Source organism: Salinicoccus halodurans (assembly GCF_900114445.1).
GTDB classification, from domain to species: Bacteria; Bacillota; Bacilli; order Staphylococcales; family Salinicoccaceae; genus Salinicoccus; species Salinicoccus halodurans.
In genome coordinates this window covers 380,160-401,895 of the sequence record NZ_FOTB01000003.1, presented here as the reverse complement: position 1 = coordinate 401,895, position 21,736 = coordinate 380,160, and the positions used below count along the sequence as shown (strand labels likewise).

Here is a 21,736-nt window from a genome sequence, read left to right as displayed (position 1 = left end):
ATCCGGTATTAGCCACGGTTTCCCGCAGTTATCCCCGGCTGATGGGCAGGTTGCCTACGTGTTACTCACCCGTCCGCCACTCGATCCGGAGGAGCAAGCTCCTCCTTCTCGCGTTCGACTTGCATGTATTAGGCACGCCGCCAGCGTTCATCCTGAGCCAGGATCAAACTCTCCATAATTGGAAAGCTCCTCTCGAGCTCATGTGATACTGCTGACAGTATCTGTTTGCGTTTTTGATTGGTCGCCTCAATGTGGGAAGTTCAACTTAATGTGAACCTCATTATCTCGGAATTAACGTTGACATATTGTCATTCAGTTTTCAATGTTCTCGTTTTTGTGTTGCCTTATTATCTTACCATTTCAGCAACCTGATTGCAAGCACTTTTTTTATTTTTTGTTTTTCGTGTTGTTTGCTGTGCTTTTCGTTTTTGCCTGCCGCGTTTCAGCGACAAGATATATCTTACCAAGCCAGTGCTTTTGTGTCAACGATTTGATTAATAAATAAGTTGTAGTTTTATACCATCGAGGTAAAAAGCAGCGCGAATGCGCTGCCTGTAAGGGTTTAAGTTCTATTTATTTTTTCTTTTTTTATCTTTTTCCGCCATTCGAGTCTCATTTTTATATTTCATACTTTTTCTTTTTTTATTTTGGGACTCTTCTTTTTTCTTCTGTGCTGCTTCCTGTTTCCTCAATTCTTCTCTCTTTTTTTCATTGATATCACTCTTTGTCACTCTGCCGCGCTCTTCCTTCTCTTTCTCAGATGCTTCTATATAACCCGGAAGTGCCAGAAGTTGGACGGCGTTACATATGATTAGTGTGAATACCGATCTGTATATCCAGGATGTATCTTCCACACTCAGGAATGGAATAAGAGTTATTGATGTCATGAATATCATATAGAAGAGAGCCGGTATAAAAATATTGGTATCCCGGGCGGATCTATTCTTCATTCCCGCTACAATGAAGCCTGCTGCAATGACAAGGATGGGAATCCAGATGAAGCTCCAGACCTGTCCGGACTCTATCCCGAATCTGTAGAATCTCAGATAGAAGAGATCGAAGACGGCATACATTACAAGCAGGAGCTGAACGTATGGCCATACTTTGCCGAATATCCCCATGCCGAGTGGATGAAGGAACAGATATATGAAGAAAGCCACCTGGCTGACTGTCGCTATAAGCAGTCCGTATCCTAAAAACCATACGAGTCCGGCGAGAAACTCACCAACCTGTCCCTGGAAGAGATATCGGGTAACATTCTCGTATTCAGTGATCAGACTGACCACCGCAGTAATGATCATCCCAAGCAGGAGTGTTCTAAAATAAAACTTAACTAAGTATTTTGATGTCATGCCTTTCTTTCCTCCGCCTATTCACTTTCCTGGATTACATTTTCTGCAATACGCTGATAAGCTTTTCCAATTTCATCATCTCTGTATACTGAAGGAGCGAAATCTGATTCATCCCAATCCGGCTGACCGAGCGGGAGCTGACCGAGCAACGGCACTTCCAGTTCCTCGGCCAGCTTGTCTCCGCCACCTTTACCAAAGATATATTCCTTCTCGCCAGTATTTTTACTTTCGAAGTAGCTCATATTTTCAATGACTCCGATAATTTCATGATCGGTATGCTGCGCCATCGCTCCTGCTCTTGCAGCAACAAATGCTGCAGTCGGATGCGGCGTAGTTACGATGATTTCTTTACTATGGGGCAGCAGCTGGTGAACATCCAATGCCACATCTCCTGTGCCCGGAGGCAAATCGAGGAGCAGATAATCCAATTCTCCCCATCTCACTTCGTCAAAGAAACTGTTGACCATCTTGCCAAGCATCGGTCCTCTCCATATAACCGGTGTGTTTTCTTCAACAAAGAATGCCATCGAAATAACTTTGACACCGAAGCGTTCTACCGGAATCAATGTTTTATCTTCTATTGCAGGCCTCTCAGTAATCCCCATCATGTCCGGCACACTGAAACCATATATATCCGCGTCAATCAGACCCACTTTCTTCCCTTTATTGGCAAGAGCAACGGCCAGGTTTACCGCTACAGTGGATTTCCCCACGCCACCTTTACCGGATGCGATGGAGATGAATTCCGTATCATTTTCTTTGAAACGGTTCTCTACTTCACTGCCTGCAGTACCGCGGTGGCGTTCAATCGTTTCTTCATCAAGCTCATCAAATCTGAGCCCGACCGAGTCAGCTCCCGCTTCTTTGACGGCATTTACAATCTTCATCTGTAAATCCAGCTGTTCCTGCCCGCCAAGACGTCCTATTGCCACCTTGACGCTGACATGATTCTTTTCTTCTTTCACACTGATTTCCCGTATACCCTCTGTTTCAGAAATAGGTACATTCAGTATTGGATCATTTATATTACCAACGATTTCTTCAACTTGACCTCTAGTGATCATTAAAAAATCTCCTTTACGCCTTATGCTTAATATATCCATGATAACATAACATCTTCTTTATATAATCAAAAAAATCCAAACACTTTTTTTATGAAGTGTTTGGATTGAATCTTCTCCATTATGCTTTAACGCATATCGTTACGGTCTTCTTTTTGTACTTTGTTTTCAAATTTATGCAGCTGCTTTTCAGCAAATGCTCTGCCGCCAATTCCGAAACTGATTGCGAATGCGATGGCCACGGCACCCAGAATGAAGAGGAATGCCAAATTAACGATACTTTGTGCAAAATTCAGCTGGTCGAGTGTCATGAACACTGCCACAATGATAATAAGATATTTGGCGATTTCCCCGATAAATGCATTACCTGTAGTTTTAGCAACAACCTTCGAAAGTAGATTGCCTCCGATAAAACCGAGCGCGAGAATTATCAGTGCGGAAATTACTAATGGAATGTAAGCTATGATTGCGGTCCCGATAGTATTGAACACTTCAAGATTCAGTACTGTCAATGCCTGTACCACAAAGAATAATCCGATGAGTACTGCGACTGTCCACCCAAGAGCATTCGGTATATCAATACCTTCTTTGGATTTATCACCAAAGTTTACATAGGAATTGAATTTGCTGACATTCAGACTTTTAAGCAGGTTCGTTATAAGTCTGCCGAGAATCTTTGCAAGATACAGTCCAAGCAGGATAAGTATCCCTGCAACAAACAACCTCGGAAGGAAATTGAGCACTGCAGTCATCATTTCCCTGATCGGATTTGAGACCGACTCCATATTCAATGCATCGAATACCGGCGGGAGGAACAGTATGAATACCAGGAAGTAGGCAAGCTTGCCCAATGTTGAAATCAACCCTTCTGATTCTCTTTTTGCTCCATCCTCACTGCTCAGTCCTTTCTTTTGCAGCCATCTGTCAAATCCTATCGCGTTTAATCCTTTAACAATAATATTTTTCACGATTACCGCAATGATCCATGCCAGAAGCAAAAACAGAATTGCGCTTATTAGATTAGGAATGAATGCAATAATACTGCTTAGCATGGAACTAAACTGATCTCCAATGTTACCCATATATAACTCCTCCTTAATTACGTGCTACTCTTTTATAACCTACATGTGATAATGATAAACGGAATATCATAATTTTATCTCAGAAAATGATACGTAAGTTTTCAAAATTCCGGTTAAATATTTTTATAATGGATATATGTAGAATATTAACTTTGGGAGGACTCGAAAAATGAATTTAACCCTTATGCAATATTTTGAATGGCATTCGCCGGATGATGGAGAACATTGGAAGCACTTATCAAAAGAGGCAGCGAAGATTAAAGAATTGGGATTTGATGCTGTCTGGCTGCCGCCGCCGACAAAAGCAGATCATCCTTCCAATCCCGGTTATGCTGTCTATGATGTCTATGATTTAGGTGAATTTGATCAAAAAGGCAGCGTCAGAACCAAATATGGAAGAAAAGAGCAGCTCCAGAATGCGATTAAAGCCTGCAGGGAGGTCGGACTTCTTGTCTATCTCGACCTTGTGATGAACCATAAGGCAGGCGGAGATGAGAAAGAGACATTCAAAGTCATTGAAGTAAAACAGGAAGATCGTGATGATGAAATTTTCGAGCCCTTCGATATAGAAGGATATACTTATTTCGAATTTCCGGGCCGCAATGGAAAATACAGTGAATTTAAATGGAACTTCGACCTATTCACCGGCGTCGATTATGATGCCAGGGAAGACCGGAATGGAATATTCAAGATTATCGGAGAAAATAAAGACTGGAGCGATAATGTAGATGGTGAACACGGAAATTACGATTACCTGATGTACGCGGACATCAACTATGCCCACCCCGAAGTTCAGGAAGAGATGATCAGGTGGGGAAAATGGCTGACTGATGAACTGGATGTGGATGGTTACCGTCTCGATGCTGTAAAACATATAGACAGCGGCTTTATCAAACGATTCATCGAGGAGGTGACTGAACATGCGTCACGGAATATATATTTCTTTGGCGAATATTGGAATCCTGTACTCGAAGCGAATGAAGATTTTCTTGAAGATGTAGCCTTTGATATCGACCTGTTTGACGTAAAACTTCATTATAACTTTTTCACGGCCGGCCAGGAGAAAGAGCAATATGACCTGACAAAGATTTTTGAAAAATCACTGATGAAAGAAAATCCGTGGAATGTCGTCACATTCGTGGACAATCATGACACACAGCCCGGAGAATCCCTGGAATCTTTTGTTGCAGACTGGTTCAAGCAATCCGCATATGCCCTGATTCTTTTAAGACAAGATGGATATCCGTGTGTGTTTTACGGAGACTACTACGGAATAAACGGTGAATATGATATGGACGGCAAGAAAGAAGCCATTGATGTTTTACTTGAATCACGGAAACACCTGGCATACGGAGAACAGAAAGATTATTTCGACCACCCCAATACAATCGGCTGGGTTCGCTACGGGAACGGGGAAATGCACAACTCCGGCTGTGCAGTCGTTATATCCAACGGACTCGAAGAAGGTTTTAAGAAAATGCATGTTGGCGACCACCGGGGCGGCGAAGTCTGGGTGGACTATACTGGTAACAGGGCCGATGAAATCACGATAGATGACTCTGGCAATGCTGAATTTCATGCGAACAGTCAGTCCGTCAGCGTCTATGGTAAAAAAGTAGAATAGTAACAACAGAGTCTTGGGGCATAATTTTATAAAAAGATATTATCCGGATACTGCACAATAAAATCCGTACGTCAGATCCTCCAAAGGGAATACCAGACGTACGGATTTTTAAATTCAGAGATACTTACGCCCCGCCTTCTCAGAGGACCCGTTGTTTCATCTTGTATGATCATACTCCATCAATGAATTCAATCGGCCGGCATCTGCATTTTCAATGCCGAGTTTGGAGAGTGTCACCCCTTCCCGGAAATAATCTTTTCTAAGCAATGCTCCGGTCAATGTAATGACAGCATCCATCACCGGTGTCTCCACACCAATTTCATCACCGATACTTGCCCAGAGGACGAGACCATTCGATACATCTTCTGTCACATACCTATTTTCCAGGTTCGCCGGTCCCGCTATATCTTTCAGTACCGGTGAGCGGTTATATTGTTCCTGAAGCGAATCCGCTTCTTCGAAATAACCGCTTCTCACACTCCGCTCTGATTTTGAGGCTGCTTCAAACTCGAGTGCTTCACACATCCGCTTCCGCTCTTCATCAATTTTGTGTATCACATTCACTGTATGCTCAGTGATACCTTCTTTATACAGATAAAAATCCTCTCCGGCATAGTCGATCCGGCCGGCGTTAAGTATCGACGGTCCCGGATGGCTCTCCGGATTCCCGTTATTCAATGTCGTTTCTATAATATTCTTTGCCGGTTTCAAATGATCGTACATGCGGCTCAGCACTTCCAGCATCTCTTCTGTGAACCTGGAGGGAAATGCTGAAAAAAGATTGTGCTCATTATATGAAATCAGCACAGCTTCATTCGTCGCCTGATGATACCTTGAAGCATATGTGAGCGACATCGTTTCCCCTATTTTAACATCGACATCCCTTTTCATATTATTCAATACACGTTTGAATCTCAGACTGCTCATCGCGCTTGCACTGTTAATCAATATGTACTGCCCGTCTTCCAGACAAGGGGCGAGCTTTTCGGCAATTGGCTCTACAGCTGTGGCCGGAATTGTCAGCATGATTACATCGTTACCCCGGACCGCGTCCCCAACATCTTTGGTGAACTTATGAATCCTGACAGGTTTCCCGTTAAAATTGATTATTCCTGTCTCTTCAATCCTGCTTAGATCATTACTGGAATTTGCAGATTGATGCAAAGTGACTTCATGCCCTTTTACAGTCAGATCCGCAGCTGCAGTAACACCGCCGTTCCCAGCTCCAATAACACTAATCTTAAGTACCATATTAATCCCCCTGTTCATTGATTTGATAGACTGTATCACCATCTATTATCGTTCTCGTCACCTTCGCCTCCAATAAATCATCGGGCGCCACCTGCATGACATCCATGTCAAAGACGGCAAAATCAGCATAATATCCGGTCTTTATACTGCCAGCCCTGTCCCCTTTATAAACAATCCCGGCAGCATTTGACGTATACATCCTGAAAGCTTCAAACCGGCTTACCCGTTCACTTTCATTATACACCCCCCTGTCACCTCTGCGGGTAACGAGTGTATGGATGCCCAGCAGAGGATTGACATCTTCGATCGGCGCATCTGAAGAACCGCCGAGAATGAGTCCACTATCCTGCAATGTTTTAAAAGCATATAAATATTTCGCACGGTCCTCACCGATATATTCTGTAATCCACGGCATATCAGACGTCAGAAAAGTCGGCTGGATGTCGCATATCACATCCAATGAAGACATACGCCGTATCAACGATTCATCGAGCAGACTGCAGTGGATCAGCCGGTCATGCTTCCCTTTTGGCACAGGATACTTTTCAATCGCATCCAGTACGATTTCACATGCCTTATCTCCTATCATATGGACTGCGATGGCATCATCATTTTCCCTTGCCCGCTTTACCATGTTTTCAAGGTCTTCGCGTGAATGAATCTGCAGTCCATAGTCATCAGTACCTTCATAGGGTTCTTTAAGGAGTGCAGTCTTACCACCGAATGCCCCGTCGATGAATATTTTCATGGCATCCTTTTCAATCCAGTCTTCCAAATAAACCGGATCGTCCTCGACCATCTGCAAATATACTTTCTCATTTCTCAACAGGTTGACTCTGAATTTTTTCTTATCCGGACCAATAGTGGCCAAATAGGCTTTGAAGGGCGTTTCATAAGGGCCGTAGTTTGACATGTCCTCAGTATGTGCACCCGCAATACCGTAACTGTACATATATTCTATTGCTGTATCCAGATCCGCGGAAAGTGATTCTACATTGTCATCGACCGTCTGATCCCTGATGAGATCGAATGCAGTATCATATACCCAGCCTGTCAGTTCTCCATTTTCATCCCTCTCAAAATAACCGCCTTCGGGATTTTCCACACCCTGATCGATTCCCAAAAGCTCAAGGGCTTTCGTATTCACAAAACCGGCATGATGGCATATCCGGGTCACGAGCGTCGGCTTATCCGTCAGAACATCGAGTTCAAAGCGGTCCATGCGATATTTATCTTCGAGGTTATTCTCATCATAGCCAAGTATCAGATTCCATTTATGATCCGTACTGAATTCCTTCATCAGATGTTTCATCTCGCCAATATCATCTATATGATGGAGCGAGAGAGATTTCAATTTCTTACCGAGCATGATCAGATGGATATGGGAATCCGTCAGAGCCGGGAGCATCGTCTGACCTTCCAGGTCGATTCTGATATCCGCTTCATTTTCGAGTTCATTCTGTGCGCCGGTTCTCACGATCCGCCCCTTATCCACCAGAACCGCATCCGCCGTCTCTCCTTCGCGGTCCATCGTATATATAATGCCGTTATAATACAGTGTTTTCACAAAACCCCTCCTCGGAAAAAAATACTTCATATATGTTTTATATGAAGTATCATCATTCCTGCACTATTTTTATTCGTCTTCGTCATCTTTGCTGAGTTCCTGACTCCGGGTTGCAGCTGCATTAAGTGTCTTGGACAGGATTTCCTTAATACCCTCGCCGTCCAGAGCATCCAGCCCCGCTTCAGTCGTGCCGCGTTTGGAGGTGATATTCTTTCTGAGCTGACTGAACGGCAGCTCTGAATCCTCCACCATTTTACCGGCACCGATCACAAGATTTGTCGTAAGGAACAACGCTTCATCCTCACTGAATCCGAGATCCATCAAGCTCTCCGCATATTTTTCATATATATAATAAAGGAAAGCGGAACCCGATCCCGTCGCAGCGGTGATGTTGTGCATCTCCTCTTCCTCTTCAACAACAACCGTTGTACCAAAACTCTTCATCAGTTCAACAAGTTCGTCTTTGTTCGGGAAGTTCTCTGAATATTTGATTCCGCTGACGGAATGCTGCACCATGGCATTCGTATTCGGCATTATCCGCGCAATCGGATTCTCAGACTTCAATTCACGTCTGATTGTTTTGATCTGAGTTCCGGCCATGACCGATACTATTTTTGTCTTTTCTTCCAGGTGCGGCCTGATTCTCTTGGCAACATCAGGGAAACTTTGCGGCTTGCTGGCAAGAATTACATAGTCCGCCCCGTCGAGCAGCTCCGTATCATCATATGAAACGTTCACACCAAGATTATCCCTGAAGAATAATATTTTTTCCTTCTGGCTTCTGCTCGTAAGATAAATCTGCTCCGGTTTTACGACGCGATTTTCAATCATGCCGATAAAGATGGCACTCGCCATATTTCCCGCACCATAAAAGACAATTTTCATCGAATCAACTCCATTTAAATTTTTTCGCAACAGTTCCTATCATAACAAACTGAATAAAAAAATCAAAAATCGATAAATATTCACGCATGGATAAAGAAAACAATGCCGATATAATGCAGTGTGCTTCCGACGATAATGAAGAAATGCCAGATCATATGGAAATATTTACGTGTTTTCTGGGCATAGAACCATGCACCGACAGTGTACGCGACACCGCCGAGAGCAAGCATGAGCAGAAACATCCAATGTGTATTGGCGATGATCACAGGGAAGAAAATCACTGCCATCCATCCCATAATCAGATAGAACGCCAAACTGATTTTTGAGTTCACGTTGGGACTCAGCACCTTATATAATATACCAAAAACCGCCGCCGCCCATTGGATGATCAATGTGATGATTCCCCATTTGCTGTCGATGACAGAAAGTGCCACCGGAGTATATGTGCCAGCAATGGCTATATAGATCAGACTGTGATCCAGGAGACGCATGATATATTTGTGCTGCGTGTTGTGTGCCATCGAATGATAGAGGGTGGATGTAAGGAACATCAGCAGAATACTGATGACAAATATTGAACCGCCCACCGCATGCAGGGTGCCCCCCTCTTCATACATGTAGACAGAAGTGAAGGGCAGCATGAATATAAACAGCAAGGCTGCAACACCATGACTCACACTGTTCCCGACTTCTTCACCAAAAGAAAGAGGCACGATGTTCCGCAGGGACCCTTCCAGTTTTTCAGTCATTTTTTCTTTTTTCAGATAGGATCCTCCTTCTATTCCATTCTTGTACGATGTCATATTATCCCTTCATCTTTAAGATCGTTATATGCCGTTTCAATGCTGTCTTTTCCTGTTTTATTTTTCAACGGGGAAAACTCGCCTTTGCGGTCCACCTGCAAAGTCATATGTTTGTCAGCATGGCGGAATGCATCAAAGTAGAACTTCTCAAATTTCAGCACTTCATCTTTGACAACCAGCAGATCCTCATTCATATGTTCCAGTTTTTTCAAAGCCAGATGATAAGGCATTTTCTCTTCCGCCACTTTTTGCAGATAGTCCATTCCAAATACATGGATGCCGATATTGCCGTTTTGGAACTGTTCACCCGCCCCCTCAGGCAGTTCAGTATATTCCACCACACTCTTCTGACCATTCACCATACTGAGGCGCCCGACACTTTCACCGGGTTTCGGGAGTATCGATTTTGAAGTCACATCATTGTTCTCACTGACGTGCAGACCCAGCAATACCGGATCAAGCACTTTGACCACCGCATTATCAACATTGTTCATGAATACATGTTCAATGCCGCGCTCTTTCATATCTTCAAGCATACCACTTGCTTTGAGTGCACTGAAGATACCGCCGTTACCATTTGGAGTCAGCATGATTTCCTTATCCTCCGTCAGCAGTAATTCACCGTCTTTTGACAGAGCGGGGAAATGTTCCTGGCGGAAGAAATGGACGTTTTTCTCTTCAAATCCGAAATGATTATGCTTTGAAAAGAACGAAAGTGTCTCGGTATGGTTGATATCGCTCGTCATGATGTACCAGTGAATCGGTTGACCCGTTTCCCGTTCAGCTGTTTTGATCTGTTTTGCCTGAAGTTCAAAAAGTGAGAGTCCGTCAAAGGAAAATGTTCCTTTAGGTCCGGGATGCTCAAGGCGTGTCCCCTGGCCGCCCGCCATCAGGAGCGCTGCCACTTCACCATTTTTAACCGCTTCTTTTGCGGCATTTGAAATTTTATCTATATCCAGTTCGTCCTTACCTGTGAAAGGCACTTCTTCAACCGTCGCCATATCAACTGTTCCGGGGTTCACATATACCTCTTCATATGTCTCTTTGATTTCATCCAGAGACAACGTCTTAAATTGCTCTTCCACTTTCTGCTGGTAATTTTCCGCCAGCTTTTCAAATTGAGGGATCCATTTTGTTATCATTACTTTGCCTCCATCGTCTGTTTACTTTATTATAATCCAATTACAGCTGATCTGTAAAAATAAACCGCACAAAAACAGGCTCCGGGTTACCGGAGCCTGTTATAGAAGCTTATTCTGTAATCACCTGTTTGATAAGCTCAATATTCACTTCACTGCCGCCGATTATGTAGTTGTCGAGTATTTTCTGTTTTACCTCTTCGACTTCTTCGCGGTTCGAATGGATGACTGCGAGTGTCTCTCCCGCATCCACCCGGTCTCCCACTTTCTTCTCGAGCATGAGCCCTACCGCAAGATCGATGACATCTTCTTTTGTCTGGCGGCCGGCACCGAGCATCGCGGAAGCGACACCGAGTTCTTCTGCCGCAATTTCTTCGATATAGCCTGAAGTCCCGGCTTTCACTTCAATCTGGTATTCCGCCTGCGGAAGTTTGGAAACATCGTCGACTACAGATGCGTCTCCCCCCTGATTGGACAGGAACACTTTGAACTTCTCAAGTGCTTTACCGTTATCGATGACTTCCTTGAGCTTGCCTTTTGCCTCTTCAAGTGTCTCCGCCTTACCACCGAGCACTGTCATCTGGGCACCGAGCTCCAGGCAGAGCGCCGTGAGATCTGACGGCCCCTCGCCCCGGAGTGTTTCAATCGCCTCTCTCACTTCCAGTGCATTCCCAATTGCACGGCCGAGCGGTTCCGCCATGCTTGAAATGATAGCCATGGTGTTTCTGCCGACATTATTACCGATGGACACCATTGCTTTGGCAAGGGCGACAGCATCCGCTTCACTCTTCATGAATGCGCCGTCTCCTGTTTTGACATCCAGGACAATCGCATCTGCACCAGCTGCGATCTTCTTGCTCATGATCGAGCTTGCGATCAGCGGAATGGAATTGACTGTAGCTGTCACGTCACGCAATGCATAGAGCTTCTTGTCAGCAGGCGTCAGATTCCCGGACTGCCCGATGACCGCCACTTTATCGCGGTTGACGATACCTGCAAATTCCTGTTCGGTGATTTCAACATGGAAGCCTTCCACTGCTTCCAGCTTATCGATCGTACCTCCCGTATGGCCGAGTCCGCGTCCGCTCATTTTTGCCACCGGTACATCGAGTGCTGCTACGAGCGGCGCCAGGACGAGTGTCGTTGTATCGCCTACACCGCCGGTGGAGTGCTTGTCGACTTTAATTCCTTCAATTGATGAAAGATCGATCTCATCACCGGACTTGACCATGGCCATTGTAAGGTCCGCTCTTTCATCGTCAGTCATGTCCTGGAAAAATATCGCCATCATCAGGCTTGAAACCTGGTAATCAGGGATATCCCCATTTGTATAAGCGTTGATGAAGAAATTAATCTCTTCTTTTGTCAACGCACCGCCGTCGCGTTTTTTTGCAATTAAATCTACCATTCTCATCACTTACACATCCTTTATCAAGCCTTTTTGTCACCTGTTGAATGCCTGTCTCTTGCATCCATGTAAAAATCGATCAGTCTTTGCGAGGTCTTGTCCCATGCATATCCCATCGCTTCTTCACGTGCATTACGCTTCATTTCATCGAGTTTCTCTTTATCTTCCAGAATCTCCACTGCACGGATCATACTGTCCAGATCTTCATTCTCGTAAAGCATGCCGTTCACCCCGTCTGTGACCTGTTCATTCGTCGGTCCGCTCTTTGCAGCGATCAACGGAAGTCCCGAAGCCATGGACTCAAGTATTACGAGCCCCAGTGTTTCCGATACGGATGGGAATATGAAAGCATCTCCCGAGGCAAATGCTTTGGACAGCTCTTCCCCATGCATGAATCCTGTGAATATAGTATTTGTCGCCTCAAATTTCTTCTCTATGCCTGAACGTGCCGGGCCGTCTCCAATGATTGCAAGACTGATATCATCACGTGCTTCAAGGAGAGGGATGATTTTATGGATTTCTTTCTCCACAGCCAGTCTGCCGATGAAAACCAGCAGCTTGTTTTCCGGTTTGCCGCCGGTCAGCCTGTAACGCATCGCGTCATCCCTGAAATCCGGATGTCGGTTGATTACATCCACGCCGCGCGGGATGATATCGAGCCTTTTTATCCCTTCGGCGTCCAGTTCATCCCTGATCGCTTTGGATGTGACAAGATTGACATCTGCATTTTTGTGATTGCGCCTGATATACCACCAGAGCAATGGTTTTGCAGGTTTATAGATTGTGTAGTAATCCAAATACTTCGGCAGATGTGTATGGTATGAAGAGACGAGCGGAATATTTAATTTCTGTGCTGCCTTTACAGCACTTGTCGCAAGGAGTACGGGGTTGACTGCATGTACGACATCCGGTTCAAAATCTTTTAATATATGATATACCCTGCGGGATGGAAATCCCCATTTGCGGTATCTGTAAAAAGGGAAAGTGACCGGTTTGATACCGACCACTTTGGCACCCTTATAATCATGTACTCCCAGGTCAGGCGCGATGACCAGGACTTCATGGCCTTCCCGCATAAAGTAATCAATGGCTTTTGTCAGTCTTGTAACAATACCATCCGTGGACGGTAAAAATGTTTCTGTGACAATCGCGATCTTCATACCATTACCTCTTTCTTTATTTCCATGTGACTTTCGGCAGTACATTATCTACAATGATGCGATCTTTATGCTCAAGGGCCTCCTGCAGGATTTCTTTAAGTACATCCTGTGTCAGAAGATGCGGCTCAAGCCCCAGGTCAATGAGGTTTGTATTTACTGCATTATAGTAATGGTCTTCATTTTCAACACGTGGATTCTCAATGTTTGAAAGTTTAGCTTCGATACCAAGATCTTTGGCAGCATCCCTTGTCTTTTCAGCCAGATCCTGTACAGAGAAGGATTCAGTGAACTGGTTGAATACCCGGAATTCACCCTGATCTGCAGGATTTTCAGCTGCGATCTCAATACAGCGGACCGTATCTTTAATGTGCAGGAACGCACGTGTCTGTCCGCCTGAACCATAAACTGTCATGTCGTGTCCGATTGCAGCCTGAACCAGGAAGCGGTTGAGTGCTGTCCCGAATACACCGTCATAATCAAGTCTGTTCGCAAGAACAGGATCTTTTTTCGTTTCTTCGGTATTGAGTCCGTAAACGATACCCTGATTCAGGTCAGTTGCGCGGATGCCCCAGATTTTACAGGCGAACATAATGTTATGTGTATCATGAACTTTTGTAAGGTGATAGAAAGAGCCTGGTTGTTTAGGGAATGGCAATGTATCTTTTCTTCCCTTATGTTCAATTTCAATGTATCCTTCTTCGATATCGATATTCGGCTGACCATATTCACCCATGGTACCAAGCTTGATCAGGTGGCAGTCAGGTTCGAATTCTTTGATTGCATATAGAACGTTGAGGTTGCCCAATACGTTGTTCTGCTGTGTATAGACTGCATGTTCGCGATCGATCATGGAATAAGGTGCTGAACGTTGCTCAGCAAAGTGAACAAATGCCTCCGGGCGTTCATTTTTGAATACGAGACTTAAGAAGTCATAGTGATTGAGATCACCTTCGTAAACTTTGATTTCTTTCCCTGTAAGTTCTTTCCATTTCGCCACGCGATCCTCGAGAGAGGCAATCGGCGTAACAGAATTAGAATGTAATTCATCATCTATTTTACGTCGGACCATATTATCCAGGATAGTTACCTCGTGACCTTTTTCAGAAAGATAAAGTGCAGTTGGCCACCCGCAGAAACCGTCTCCTCCAGCTACAATAATTCTCATTTGAACATCCTCCGATTCAAGTGTTATTTAGTTAAAACATAGTATACCGCAAGTATACATATATTATTATAAAGATGTTTGGTTAATGTCACAAACCATTTATGATTTTACATATCGGAATTGTGTCAGAAAGGTAAAGATGCAGATTGCATACAATAAAAGCACCTGAAATCACTTCAGGTACTTTCTATCAATTGCTCCGGGCTGTCTGCACTGGCTGCTTTCTTTTTTTATACAATTGGAAAGCAAACAGTAAAATGAACAGACTGAATGCGATTGCATCTGTAATTACATCACTCTGTATGAACAACAGTGCCGTAATAACTGCTGTAATCCTTTCAATAATATTGTATTTCGCAAGCATATAGTTCTGTATAAATGACGCAAATGTCGCCATACCTATCGCTGCCGTTATAATTGCCCAAGTCATCTCCATAGCAGATGCATCTGTAATCAGCAGAATTGTCGGATTTATCGCAAACATGAATGGCAGCAGCAGTGCCGCAGAATCATACTTGAAACCCTGCACTCCAGTCCGGATCGGACCGGCATTGGCGATACCTGCTGTGGCATAGGCGGGCAGGTTGATCGGCGGTGTATCGTCAGCCAGGACACCATAGTAGAGGACAAACAAATGTGCGACAATGACTGGCAGACCAAGATCGGTCAGTACAGGTGCAATAACCGCTGCCAATACTACGTATGTGGCTGTGGTCGGCAGACCCATCCCGAGAAGCAGACAGGCAAAGACTGTCAGAACCAGGGCAATATATATCTGGGTGTTATCTGTAACCATAAAATTCGGCAACCATGACTCAATCCTATCTGAAAAGTCGATGACGATTCTCGTAAACTTTGTGGACAGTCCGCTCGTAGTGATGACACCGATCAGTATGCCTGCAGTCGCACATGCAACGATGATGCTGAGAGCGTTCCGCGCAGCATTATCCAGGCCGGATATCAATTCTGTCATGCCGTATTTGGCCGGCACCGCATCTATTTTCGCCGTTCTCTGGAAAAGCACGAATAACAATGCCACAATGATTCCGCCCAGTATCATTGTAAATATCGGATCCCGCCAACGGATCATTTCAGGGCTGAAGAAGCTGATGCCGAACAATGTGTTCAGCCCAACAAGGCCCTGATTGACGAACCCGATCAGATACTGCATGGATAAAGTAACCGCCAGTACTATCGCAGCATATAATAATGTTCGTCCGAGGCCCTTCTTAAACTGGTACGCGAAAAATGCAATGGCGATCATGGCGATGATGGAATAGAACGCAGCGGCATTGACCGACGTCCGTTCAATCACCAGATAATACAGCAGTATGAAAATCGGGATGATCAGATATCCCTGACTGATCAGCAGCTTTTTCCCCGAAGCCATTTCCGATTTGTCCATTCCTGAAATATTTCTTTTACTTGCCTCAAAATGCACCATGAACAGAATTCCCACATAGGCCAGAAGGGCCGGGATGAATGCACTTTTAATGATTTCATAGTATGGTATTCCGGTGAATTCCACCATGATGAATGCAGCAGCACCCATGACTGGAGGCAGAAACTGTCCGCTCGATGACGATGCCACTTCTACTCCGCCGGCAACATGAGGGGGATACCCCACTTTTTTCATCAGCGGAATCGTAAACGTCCCTGTAGTCACAGCATTCGCTGTTGAACTGCCTGAAATACTGCCCATCATACCGCTGGAAACAACGCTTGCCTTGGCCGGTCCGCCCTTATATTTACCGACACTCCGTATCGCAAGGTCGATGAACATCTTTCCCGCACCGGTCGATTCCAATATTGCTCCAAAAAGTATGAATATGAATACGAATTGCGCGGAAGCATATATCGGAGTACCGAATATACCATTGCTCCGATAGACGATTTCATATATGAATCTGGAGAAATCACCACGGCTGTGGTAAAACTGACCCGGCATAAATTCTCCGAGAAAAAAATAGGTGATGAAAAGTACCGCAATGATTACTAAAGGAAGGCCTACTACCCTCCGGGTTGCTTCAATCACCAAAATGACAAAAAGTGTTCCAACGATGAGATCCATTTCCGTCGGCCGTGCAGAAATGATCGCCTCCGCTTCCTGACGCTGGATCAGATAGACCCCGATACTGAACGTTATCGCCGCAATTGACAGGTCATACCAGGGAATCGTTTTTTGGCCCAGTCCTTTCTTGAATGGAAAAATAAGAAAAACCAATACCATGCCAAGTACCAGATGTATGAGCAGGAATGTCCTTGATCCTATTCCCGGCAACCCGAAACCAGCCACATACAAATGGAACAGCGATAAGCCGACAGCAACAATACTTACCATCAGTCCAAGTTTTTTCCCCGGCTGTCTGTCACTGCCCTCCAGCTCCTGTATCATTCTTTGCTGTTCTTTCTCATCCACTTTGTTCATCACCCCTTAAAGTATGTTCTTACCACTTTGATTTCAAGATTCTTCCCGGAATACGGTGCCTCAGATATCGTTATGGTGCTCCCGCCGATTTCTATATGATGGGGAAATACCGATGACGGTCTCACCTTCAGACTGCCGCCATGTACTTTGCGGTCGATATTCCTGATGATGAATTTCCCATTCTTCATTTCCACATCTTCGCCATTATATGGCATCCCGGCTCCAAACGATTCAGTATGACTTTCCATCGTGTAGATTTCTTCGTTTCTGACTTCAAATACCTCTTTGACCGGAGACCTCTCCACTGAATGGATGTAAGTGATCGCAAAACGTTCACCCTGGTCTACTCTTGTTTCGTAAAGAGTCTCGCCGGTTTCGTATTCAGCAACAACCAGGTATGAAGGTCTGTATACATAGAGCAATATCACCAGACACGAAATCAAAACCACTCCGATAAGGGATAAAAAGACATTGCGGAAACACAATGTCTTTTTATTGCTGCTTTCATGCACTTTTTTACTGCTCGTCATAATATTTCTGCACACCCGGGTGAAGATCGATGGACATGCCATCCTGTGCAGTGTCCACTGACAATTCCTCTCCTCGGACATGGGCATTGGCAACGTCATCCAGATTGTCGAAAATCACACTCGTAATCTCGTACATCTGATCTTCCGGTATATCATTGGAAGCGATGAGCATGGCCTGTACCGCTACAGTCGTAGCCGTGCTGTCAAAATTGTCGTAAGCATCTGCCGGAATATCCTCCTGTACATAATACGTGTACTCCTCCATCAGGCTGTCGATAGCTTCCTGATCGAAACTGATGATCTTGACATCAGCACTTGCACTCAACTCCTGGATTGCTCCTGTCGGTGTACCCGCTGTAACGAATGCCGCATCCACATTACCATCCTGAAGATTTGTCGAAGCATCAGCAAAATCGAGTGCCTGGGCATTGACGTCATCCACACTCAGCCCGTGGGCTTCGAGAATCTGCGTCGCGTTCGCCTCTGTACCTGATCCTATATCACCGATTGCCACCCTTTTCCCTTCCAGATCTGCCACAGATTCAATGCCTGAATCTGCCAGGGTCACCAGTTGGATCGTTTCATTATAAATCGTGAACACCCCACTGTAATTATCCAAAGGCTCTTCAAACATATTAACCCCTTCGGCACCATAGTAGGCAATATCATTCTGAACAAGTGCAAGCTGGGCTTCCCCGTTATTCAACTGTTCCGCATTGGAAACCGACGCACCCGAAGATACGCCTGTCGCGGTAACACCATCCACATTGGAATCAATGATATCAGCCAATGCTACGCCAAGCGGGAAGTATACTCCTGCTTCTCCGCCGGTGAGCAGGGTGATGTTTTCCACCCATCCTTCTTTGGACGCCGTATCCTCAGAACCTTCTTCTGAAGTGCTGTCTGAATCTTCGCTTTCAGCTTCACCGCCATTTCCTCCTTCATTTCCACCGCATGCAGCTAAGAAAATAGACATCGCAAGCAAAAGTACTAAAAACCAAGAGAATTTCTTCATTTCCAGGTCCCCTTTTCAATTTTTTTCCTTACTTACTGTTTATTGTATCATAAAACCGCTTACAATAAATTAAATATTCAGTTTTTATGTCTCGTTTTCTGTAATGAAAAAGCACCTGGAAAAAATCCAGATGCCAATAGAATCATTTTGCGGTAGCAGTCCATTCTTTACTGTTTCTGTACCTTTTTACATGAGCGTATATATTTTCCCCCGCGTAATCTTCATTCGTATAAACTGTGAGATCGAAATAGGTTCCGCGATCGTGGAGTTCTTCTTCCAGATAAACATCCTTTAGATGTTCGAATAAGTTTTTCATCCCGTCCATCTTCAGGCTTGGATACTCCCGCAGGACTCTTTTTTGAAGCTGGCCGCCCTGCTCAGTCACTTCCTGGACAACGATGACGAATGATTCATCTTCCCTGATTACATCATCAAATATATTGGTCTGACCGTAATCCCTCATATACTGATCTCTCCTTATCCCATTATAATTCTGTACGCAGTTCCCATAATTCCTTGAAGAAATAATCATCAATCACCCGCTTCAGATAATTGACACCGGAACTGCCACCTGTCCCTTTCTTGAAACCGATGATGCGTTCGACCGTCTTCATGTGTCTGAAGCGCCACTGGCTGTACAGATCTTCGACATCCACGAGTTTCTCGAGCAGCTCATACAATTCGAAATATTCACCAGTATTGAGGTAGATCTTCTTGAATGCCTCTTTGACAGATGCGCTGGGTGTGTAATTTTCAGTAATGTCACGCTCGAGCACTTCTTTATCAATATGGAATCCCTGTCTTGCGACCGCACGGATGGCCTCATCATATATACTGGGTGTTTCCAGCTGCGTTTTGAGCCTGTTGTGGATTTCAGGATCTTTTTCGTAAATCTTCAAAGCATGGGTTGTCTTATACCCCAGACAATATTCAATAATGCGGTTTTGATAGGACTGGAAACCGGACGCGTTTCCAAGACTGTCCCTGAAATTGAGATAGTCACTCGGCGTCATCGTAGCCAGTACATTCCAGGATGTGATCAGCTGATTCTGGACATTTGTCACCCGTGCAAGTTTTTTGAACGCCAGTCTGAAATCGTCCTGCCGGATGTCCTCTATGGCGGAATTCAGTTCGTGGATGATCAGTTTCATCCACAGTTCCGACACCTGGTGGATGATGATGAACAATTTTTCATCATGCTGGTCCGTCAGAGGACTCTGGGCTGTGAGTATCTGATCAAGATTTAAATACTCACTGTATGTCATATCCTTTAAAAAGTCTGTTTTCACTTTCTCTCCATCAAGTGTATGGTCCTGATAATCACTCATTGGATATTCCTCCCTGTCGTCTCAGTGCAGCACGTACCGGTGACCCGTCTGCCCCTTTGATTTTCAGCGGCAGGGCAATAAAATCATAATAGCCGGCAGTCACGTCCCCGAGCACTGCATTCTCAATGATCATAATATCGTTGCGATGCAGCTTATGATGGATATCAAGCGTCTTCGAATCGACGGGGTCCACTGACGTCACATCAATGCCAAATAATTTGATTCCTATTTTCGCAATATGTTCGACCGCCTTTTCACTCAGAACAGGGACTGTTTCAGGAAAGATATCCTGATTCGCCTGTTCTTTTGTCTTTATGAGCAGTATGGTCCCTTTTATACTGAAGCTCTTCAGTGCTTCCTCGGTGATGAGCGCTTGATCCATCACCTCAATGACTGTTGCATCGCCGATATAACGGTTGATATCCAGTTCGTCGACCTTCAGTCCTTCGTCATTGAAGTGGAACGGTGCATCGATATGGGTACCGATATGGGTGCTGGTCTCAATCTTTCCGATATTCACAGAACCGCTCTGTGCTTTTGTCACGGGTATTTCGTAGCTGAATGGTGTGTCTTCAGGCCAGTGGGCAATAGAATGGTCCAGTGTCTGGGTAATATCCATCCACATCAGGCAACGACTCCCCGCTTGTTATTAAATGCATCATAGAGTCTGTCATCCATGACCTCTTTCAGGATCATCACTGCGCGATAGACATCTTCGAACGAATTATACAGCGCCACCGGTGCAATTCTGACATAGCCCGGCGCTCTGAAATCAGGGACCACACCTTTGGATTTCAGCGCAGCATTGATGCCCGCCGCCTTTTCATGGCCAATCAATATGTGCCCGCCGCGTGATGCATGTTCCTTTGGAGTGACGATATCGATATCATAACCGGCCAGTACGTCTTCAATCATTCCAATCATGAAATCAGTCAGTCCCAGTGATTTGCTGCGGATGTTTTCAATTCCCGCTTCCTCAAAAATGTCCAATACACCAAGCAGCGGTGCCATTGAGAAAATATGAGGGGTTCCGACCTGATACTGGCTGATATCCGGTGCCTGGTCAAAAATGTGTTCCATATCGAACTGTGTCTGTTTGTTGTTGCCGAACCAGCCTTTCAGGCTCACACCTTTATCGTGGTGCTTTTCATGAACATACAGGCCTGCAACCGATCCCGGTCCGCCGCTCAGATGTTTATATGTGCACCATATTGCGAAATCCACATTCCATTCCTTCAGCTGATGCGGCAGAGCACCGATGGAGTGGCACAGGTCAAAACCGACGATGATATCTTTTTCATGTGCCGCTTCCGTGATTTTCTCCATCTCGAGCACCTGGCCGCTCCGGTAGAGTACCGAAGGAAGCAGAATAAGGGCAACGCTCTCATCCATCATATCGATGATCGTATCAGTTTTCAGCAGATGCCCGTCTCCGGAGGGCACCTTGACCAATCCATCACTGTGTCCATAATCATCCAGGACCGACTGCAGCGCATAAATATCCGAAGGGAAATTCAGTTCATCCGCCAGGATTTTGTATCGTGTTTTTGTCGGCTCATATAACGTGCGCACAGTCTGGTGGATATTATTCGTAGTGGAATTTGTCGCCAGAACCTCGTGACTACCGGCTCCCACCAGGCCCGCCATCCTTTCTCCGATATTTTCACTCATATAGAACCACGGGCGTTCTCCTTTGACCCATCCGTCGATGCCGTGGTGCTTCCAGTCTTCCATCACATCAAAAAGGGACTGCTCTGCACGTTTTGACATGAGCCCCAGGGAATTGCCATCCATATAATAGACATTATCCCCGATATAAAATTCTTTCCTGAAGTGCTTAAGCGTATCCTTCTCATCTTTCTTCTTCGCTTCTTCCAACCATTTGTCCATCAAATGCCTCCTCTGTCATCCTGATCATTGTAAGCCTTTTCTATTTTA

Annotated in this window: 19 protein-coding genes and 1 rRNA gene; 1 reads left to right on the top strand and 19 read right to left on the bottom strand. The window is 45.0% G+C overall.

The genetic code is table 11. The features are described from left to right. From BM271_RS08610 to BM271_RS08595, 4 genes are all read right to left on the bottom strand, one after another. Positions 1-179: ribosomal RNA gene (locus tag BM271_RS08610) — 16S ribosomal RNA — on the bottom strand; the annotation flags it as partial. A gap of 390 nt (positions 180-569) precedes the next feature. Continuing rightward, the gene (locus BM271_RS08605; protein ID WP_046789271.1) at positions 570-1,352 is read right to left on the bottom strand and encodes a KinB-signaling pathway activation protein; all 783 of its coding nucleotides are present in this window, start codon (positions 1,350-1,352) and stop codon (positions 570-572) included. A 17-nt stretch (positions 1,353-1,369) separates the two neighbouring features. Next, entirely contained in the window at positions 1,370-2,416 is a 1,047-nt protein-coding gene (locus BM271_RS08600; protein WP_046789270.1) for an Mrp/NBP35 family ATP-binding protein, read from the bottom strand. A gap of 125 nt (positions 2,417-2,541) precedes the next feature. Continuing rightward, positions 2,542-3,495 carry a mechanosensitive ion channel gene (locus BM271_RS08595; protein WP_046789269.1) on the bottom strand — a complete coding sequence of 318 codons (954 nt, stop codon included), beginning with the start codon at positions 3,493-3,495 and terminating at the stop codon, positions 2,542-2,544. A 169-nt stretch (positions 3,496-3,664) separates the two neighbouring features. Here BM271_RS08595 and BM271_RS08590 point away from each other — a divergent pair, with 169 nt between their 5' ends. Beyond that, on the top strand, positions 3,665-5,119 hold the full coding sequence (locus BM271_RS08590; protein ID WP_046789268.1) for an alpha-amylase: 1,455 nt from the start codon (positions 3,665-3,667) through the stop codon (positions 5,117-5,119). Positions 5,120-5,275: 156 nt separating this feature from the next. Here BM271_RS08590 and BM271_RS08585 read toward each other — a convergent pair whose 3' ends face one another. The 15 genes from BM271_RS08585 to kynU all read right to left on the bottom strand — a co-directional run bounded on the left by BM271_RS08585 (position 5,276) and on the right by kynU (position 21,688). Next, complete coding sequence (locus tag BM271_RS08585) at positions 5,276-6,370, bottom strand: NAD/NADP octopine/nopaline dehydrogenase family protein (protein WP_046789267.1); 1,095 nt, start codon at positions 6,368-6,370, stop codon at positions 5,276-5,278. Position 6,371: 1 nt separating this feature from the next. Next, positions 6,372-7,937, bottom strand: a complete 1,566-nt coding sequence (locus tag BM271_RS08580) for an amidohydrolase (RefSeq protein ID WP_046789266.1) — start codon at positions 7,935-7,937, stop codon at positions 6,372-6,374. 69 nt (positions 7,938-8,006) lie between these two features. Next, positions 8,007-8,822: a pyrroline-5-carboxylate reductase gene (proC, locus tag BM271_RS08575; RefSeq protein ID WP_046789265.1), complete on the bottom strand. Its 816-nt coding sequence runs from the start codon at positions 8,820-8,822 to the stop codon at positions 8,007-8,009. A gap of 80 nt (positions 8,823-8,902) precedes the next feature. Next, positions 8,903-9,625 (bottom strand): PAQR family membrane homeostasis protein TrhA, encoded by a 723-nt coding sequence (gene trhA / locus BM271_RS08570; RefSeq protein WP_420806930.1) that lies wholly within the window; start codon positions 9,623-9,625, stop codon positions 8,903-8,905. Beyond that, positions 9,622-10,767: a UTP--glucose-1-phosphate uridylyltransferase gene (locus tag BM271_RS08565; protein ID WP_046789264.1), complete on the bottom strand. Its 1,146-nt coding sequence runs from the start codon at positions 10,765-10,767 to the stop codon at positions 9,622-9,624. Before BM271_RS08565 ends, trhA begins: the two co-directional genes overlap by 4 nt. Before the next feature lie 109 nt (positions 10,768-10,876). After that, complete coding sequence (locus BM271_RS08560) at positions 10,877-12,178, bottom strand: pyrimidine-nucleoside phosphorylase (RefSeq protein WP_046789263.1); 1,302 nt, start codon at positions 12,176-12,178, stop codon at positions 10,877-10,879. 17 nt (positions 12,179-12,195) lie between these two features. Next, entirely contained in the window at positions 12,196-13,332 is a 1,137-nt protein-coding gene (locus tag BM271_RS08555) for a glycosyltransferase family 4 protein (RefSeq protein WP_046789262.1), read from the bottom strand. Between the two features lie 16 nt (positions 13,333-13,348). Further along, a complete protein-coding gene (locus tag BM271_RS08550; RefSeq protein WP_046789261.1) occupies positions 13,349-14,497 on the bottom strand; it encodes an NAD-dependent epimerase/dehydratase family protein in 1,149 nt (382 codons plus the stop codon). Positions 14,498-14,687: 190 nt separating this feature from the next. After that, positions 14,688-16,925, bottom strand: a complete 2,238-nt coding sequence (locus tag BM271_RS08545; RefSeq protein WP_234960504.1) for a TRAP transporter permease — start codon at positions 16,923-16,925, stop codon at positions 14,688-14,690. Then, positions 16,925-17,455: a DUF1850 domain-containing protein gene (locus BM271_RS08540; RefSeq protein ID WP_046789260.1), complete on the bottom strand. Its 531-nt coding sequence runs from the start codon at positions 17,453-17,455 to the stop codon at positions 16,925-16,927. The genes BM271_RS08545 and BM271_RS08540 overlap by 1 nt, the downstream gene beginning before the upstream one ends. Continuing rightward, positions 17,442-18,470, bottom strand: coding sequence for a TAXI family TRAP transporter solute-binding subunit (locus BM271_RS08535; protein ID WP_046789259.1), 1,029 nt, complete (start codon positions 18,468-18,470; stop codon positions 17,442-17,444). Before BM271_RS08535 ends, BM271_RS08540 begins: the two co-directional genes overlap by 14 nt. 142 nt (positions 18,471-18,612) lie before the next feature. Further along, complete coding sequence (locus BM271_RS08530; protein ID WP_046789258.1) at positions 18,613-18,933, bottom strand: hypothetical protein; 321 nt, start codon at positions 18,931-18,933, stop codon at positions 18,613-18,615. A 22-nt stretch (positions 18,934-18,955) separates the two neighbouring features. After that, complete coding sequence (gene kynA, locus BM271_RS08525) at positions 18,956-19,798, bottom strand: tryptophan 2,3-dioxygenase (protein WP_046789257.1); 843 nt, start codon at positions 19,796-19,798, stop codon at positions 18,956-18,958. Then, positions 19,791-20,423, bottom strand: coding sequence for an arylformamidase (gene kynB, locus BM271_RS08520; RefSeq protein ID WP_143544920.1), 633 nt, complete (start codon positions 20,421-20,423; stop codon positions 19,791-19,793). The genes kynA and kynB overlap by 8 nt, the downstream gene beginning before the upstream one ends. Then, positions 20,423-21,688 (bottom strand): kynureninase, encoded by a 1,266-nt coding sequence (gene kynU / locus BM271_RS08515; protein ID WP_046789255.1) that lies wholly within the window; start codon positions 21,686-21,688, stop codon positions 20,423-20,425. The genes kynB and kynU overlap by 1 nt, the downstream gene beginning before the upstream one ends. Between the last annotated feature and the right edge of the window lie 48 nt (positions 21,689-21,736).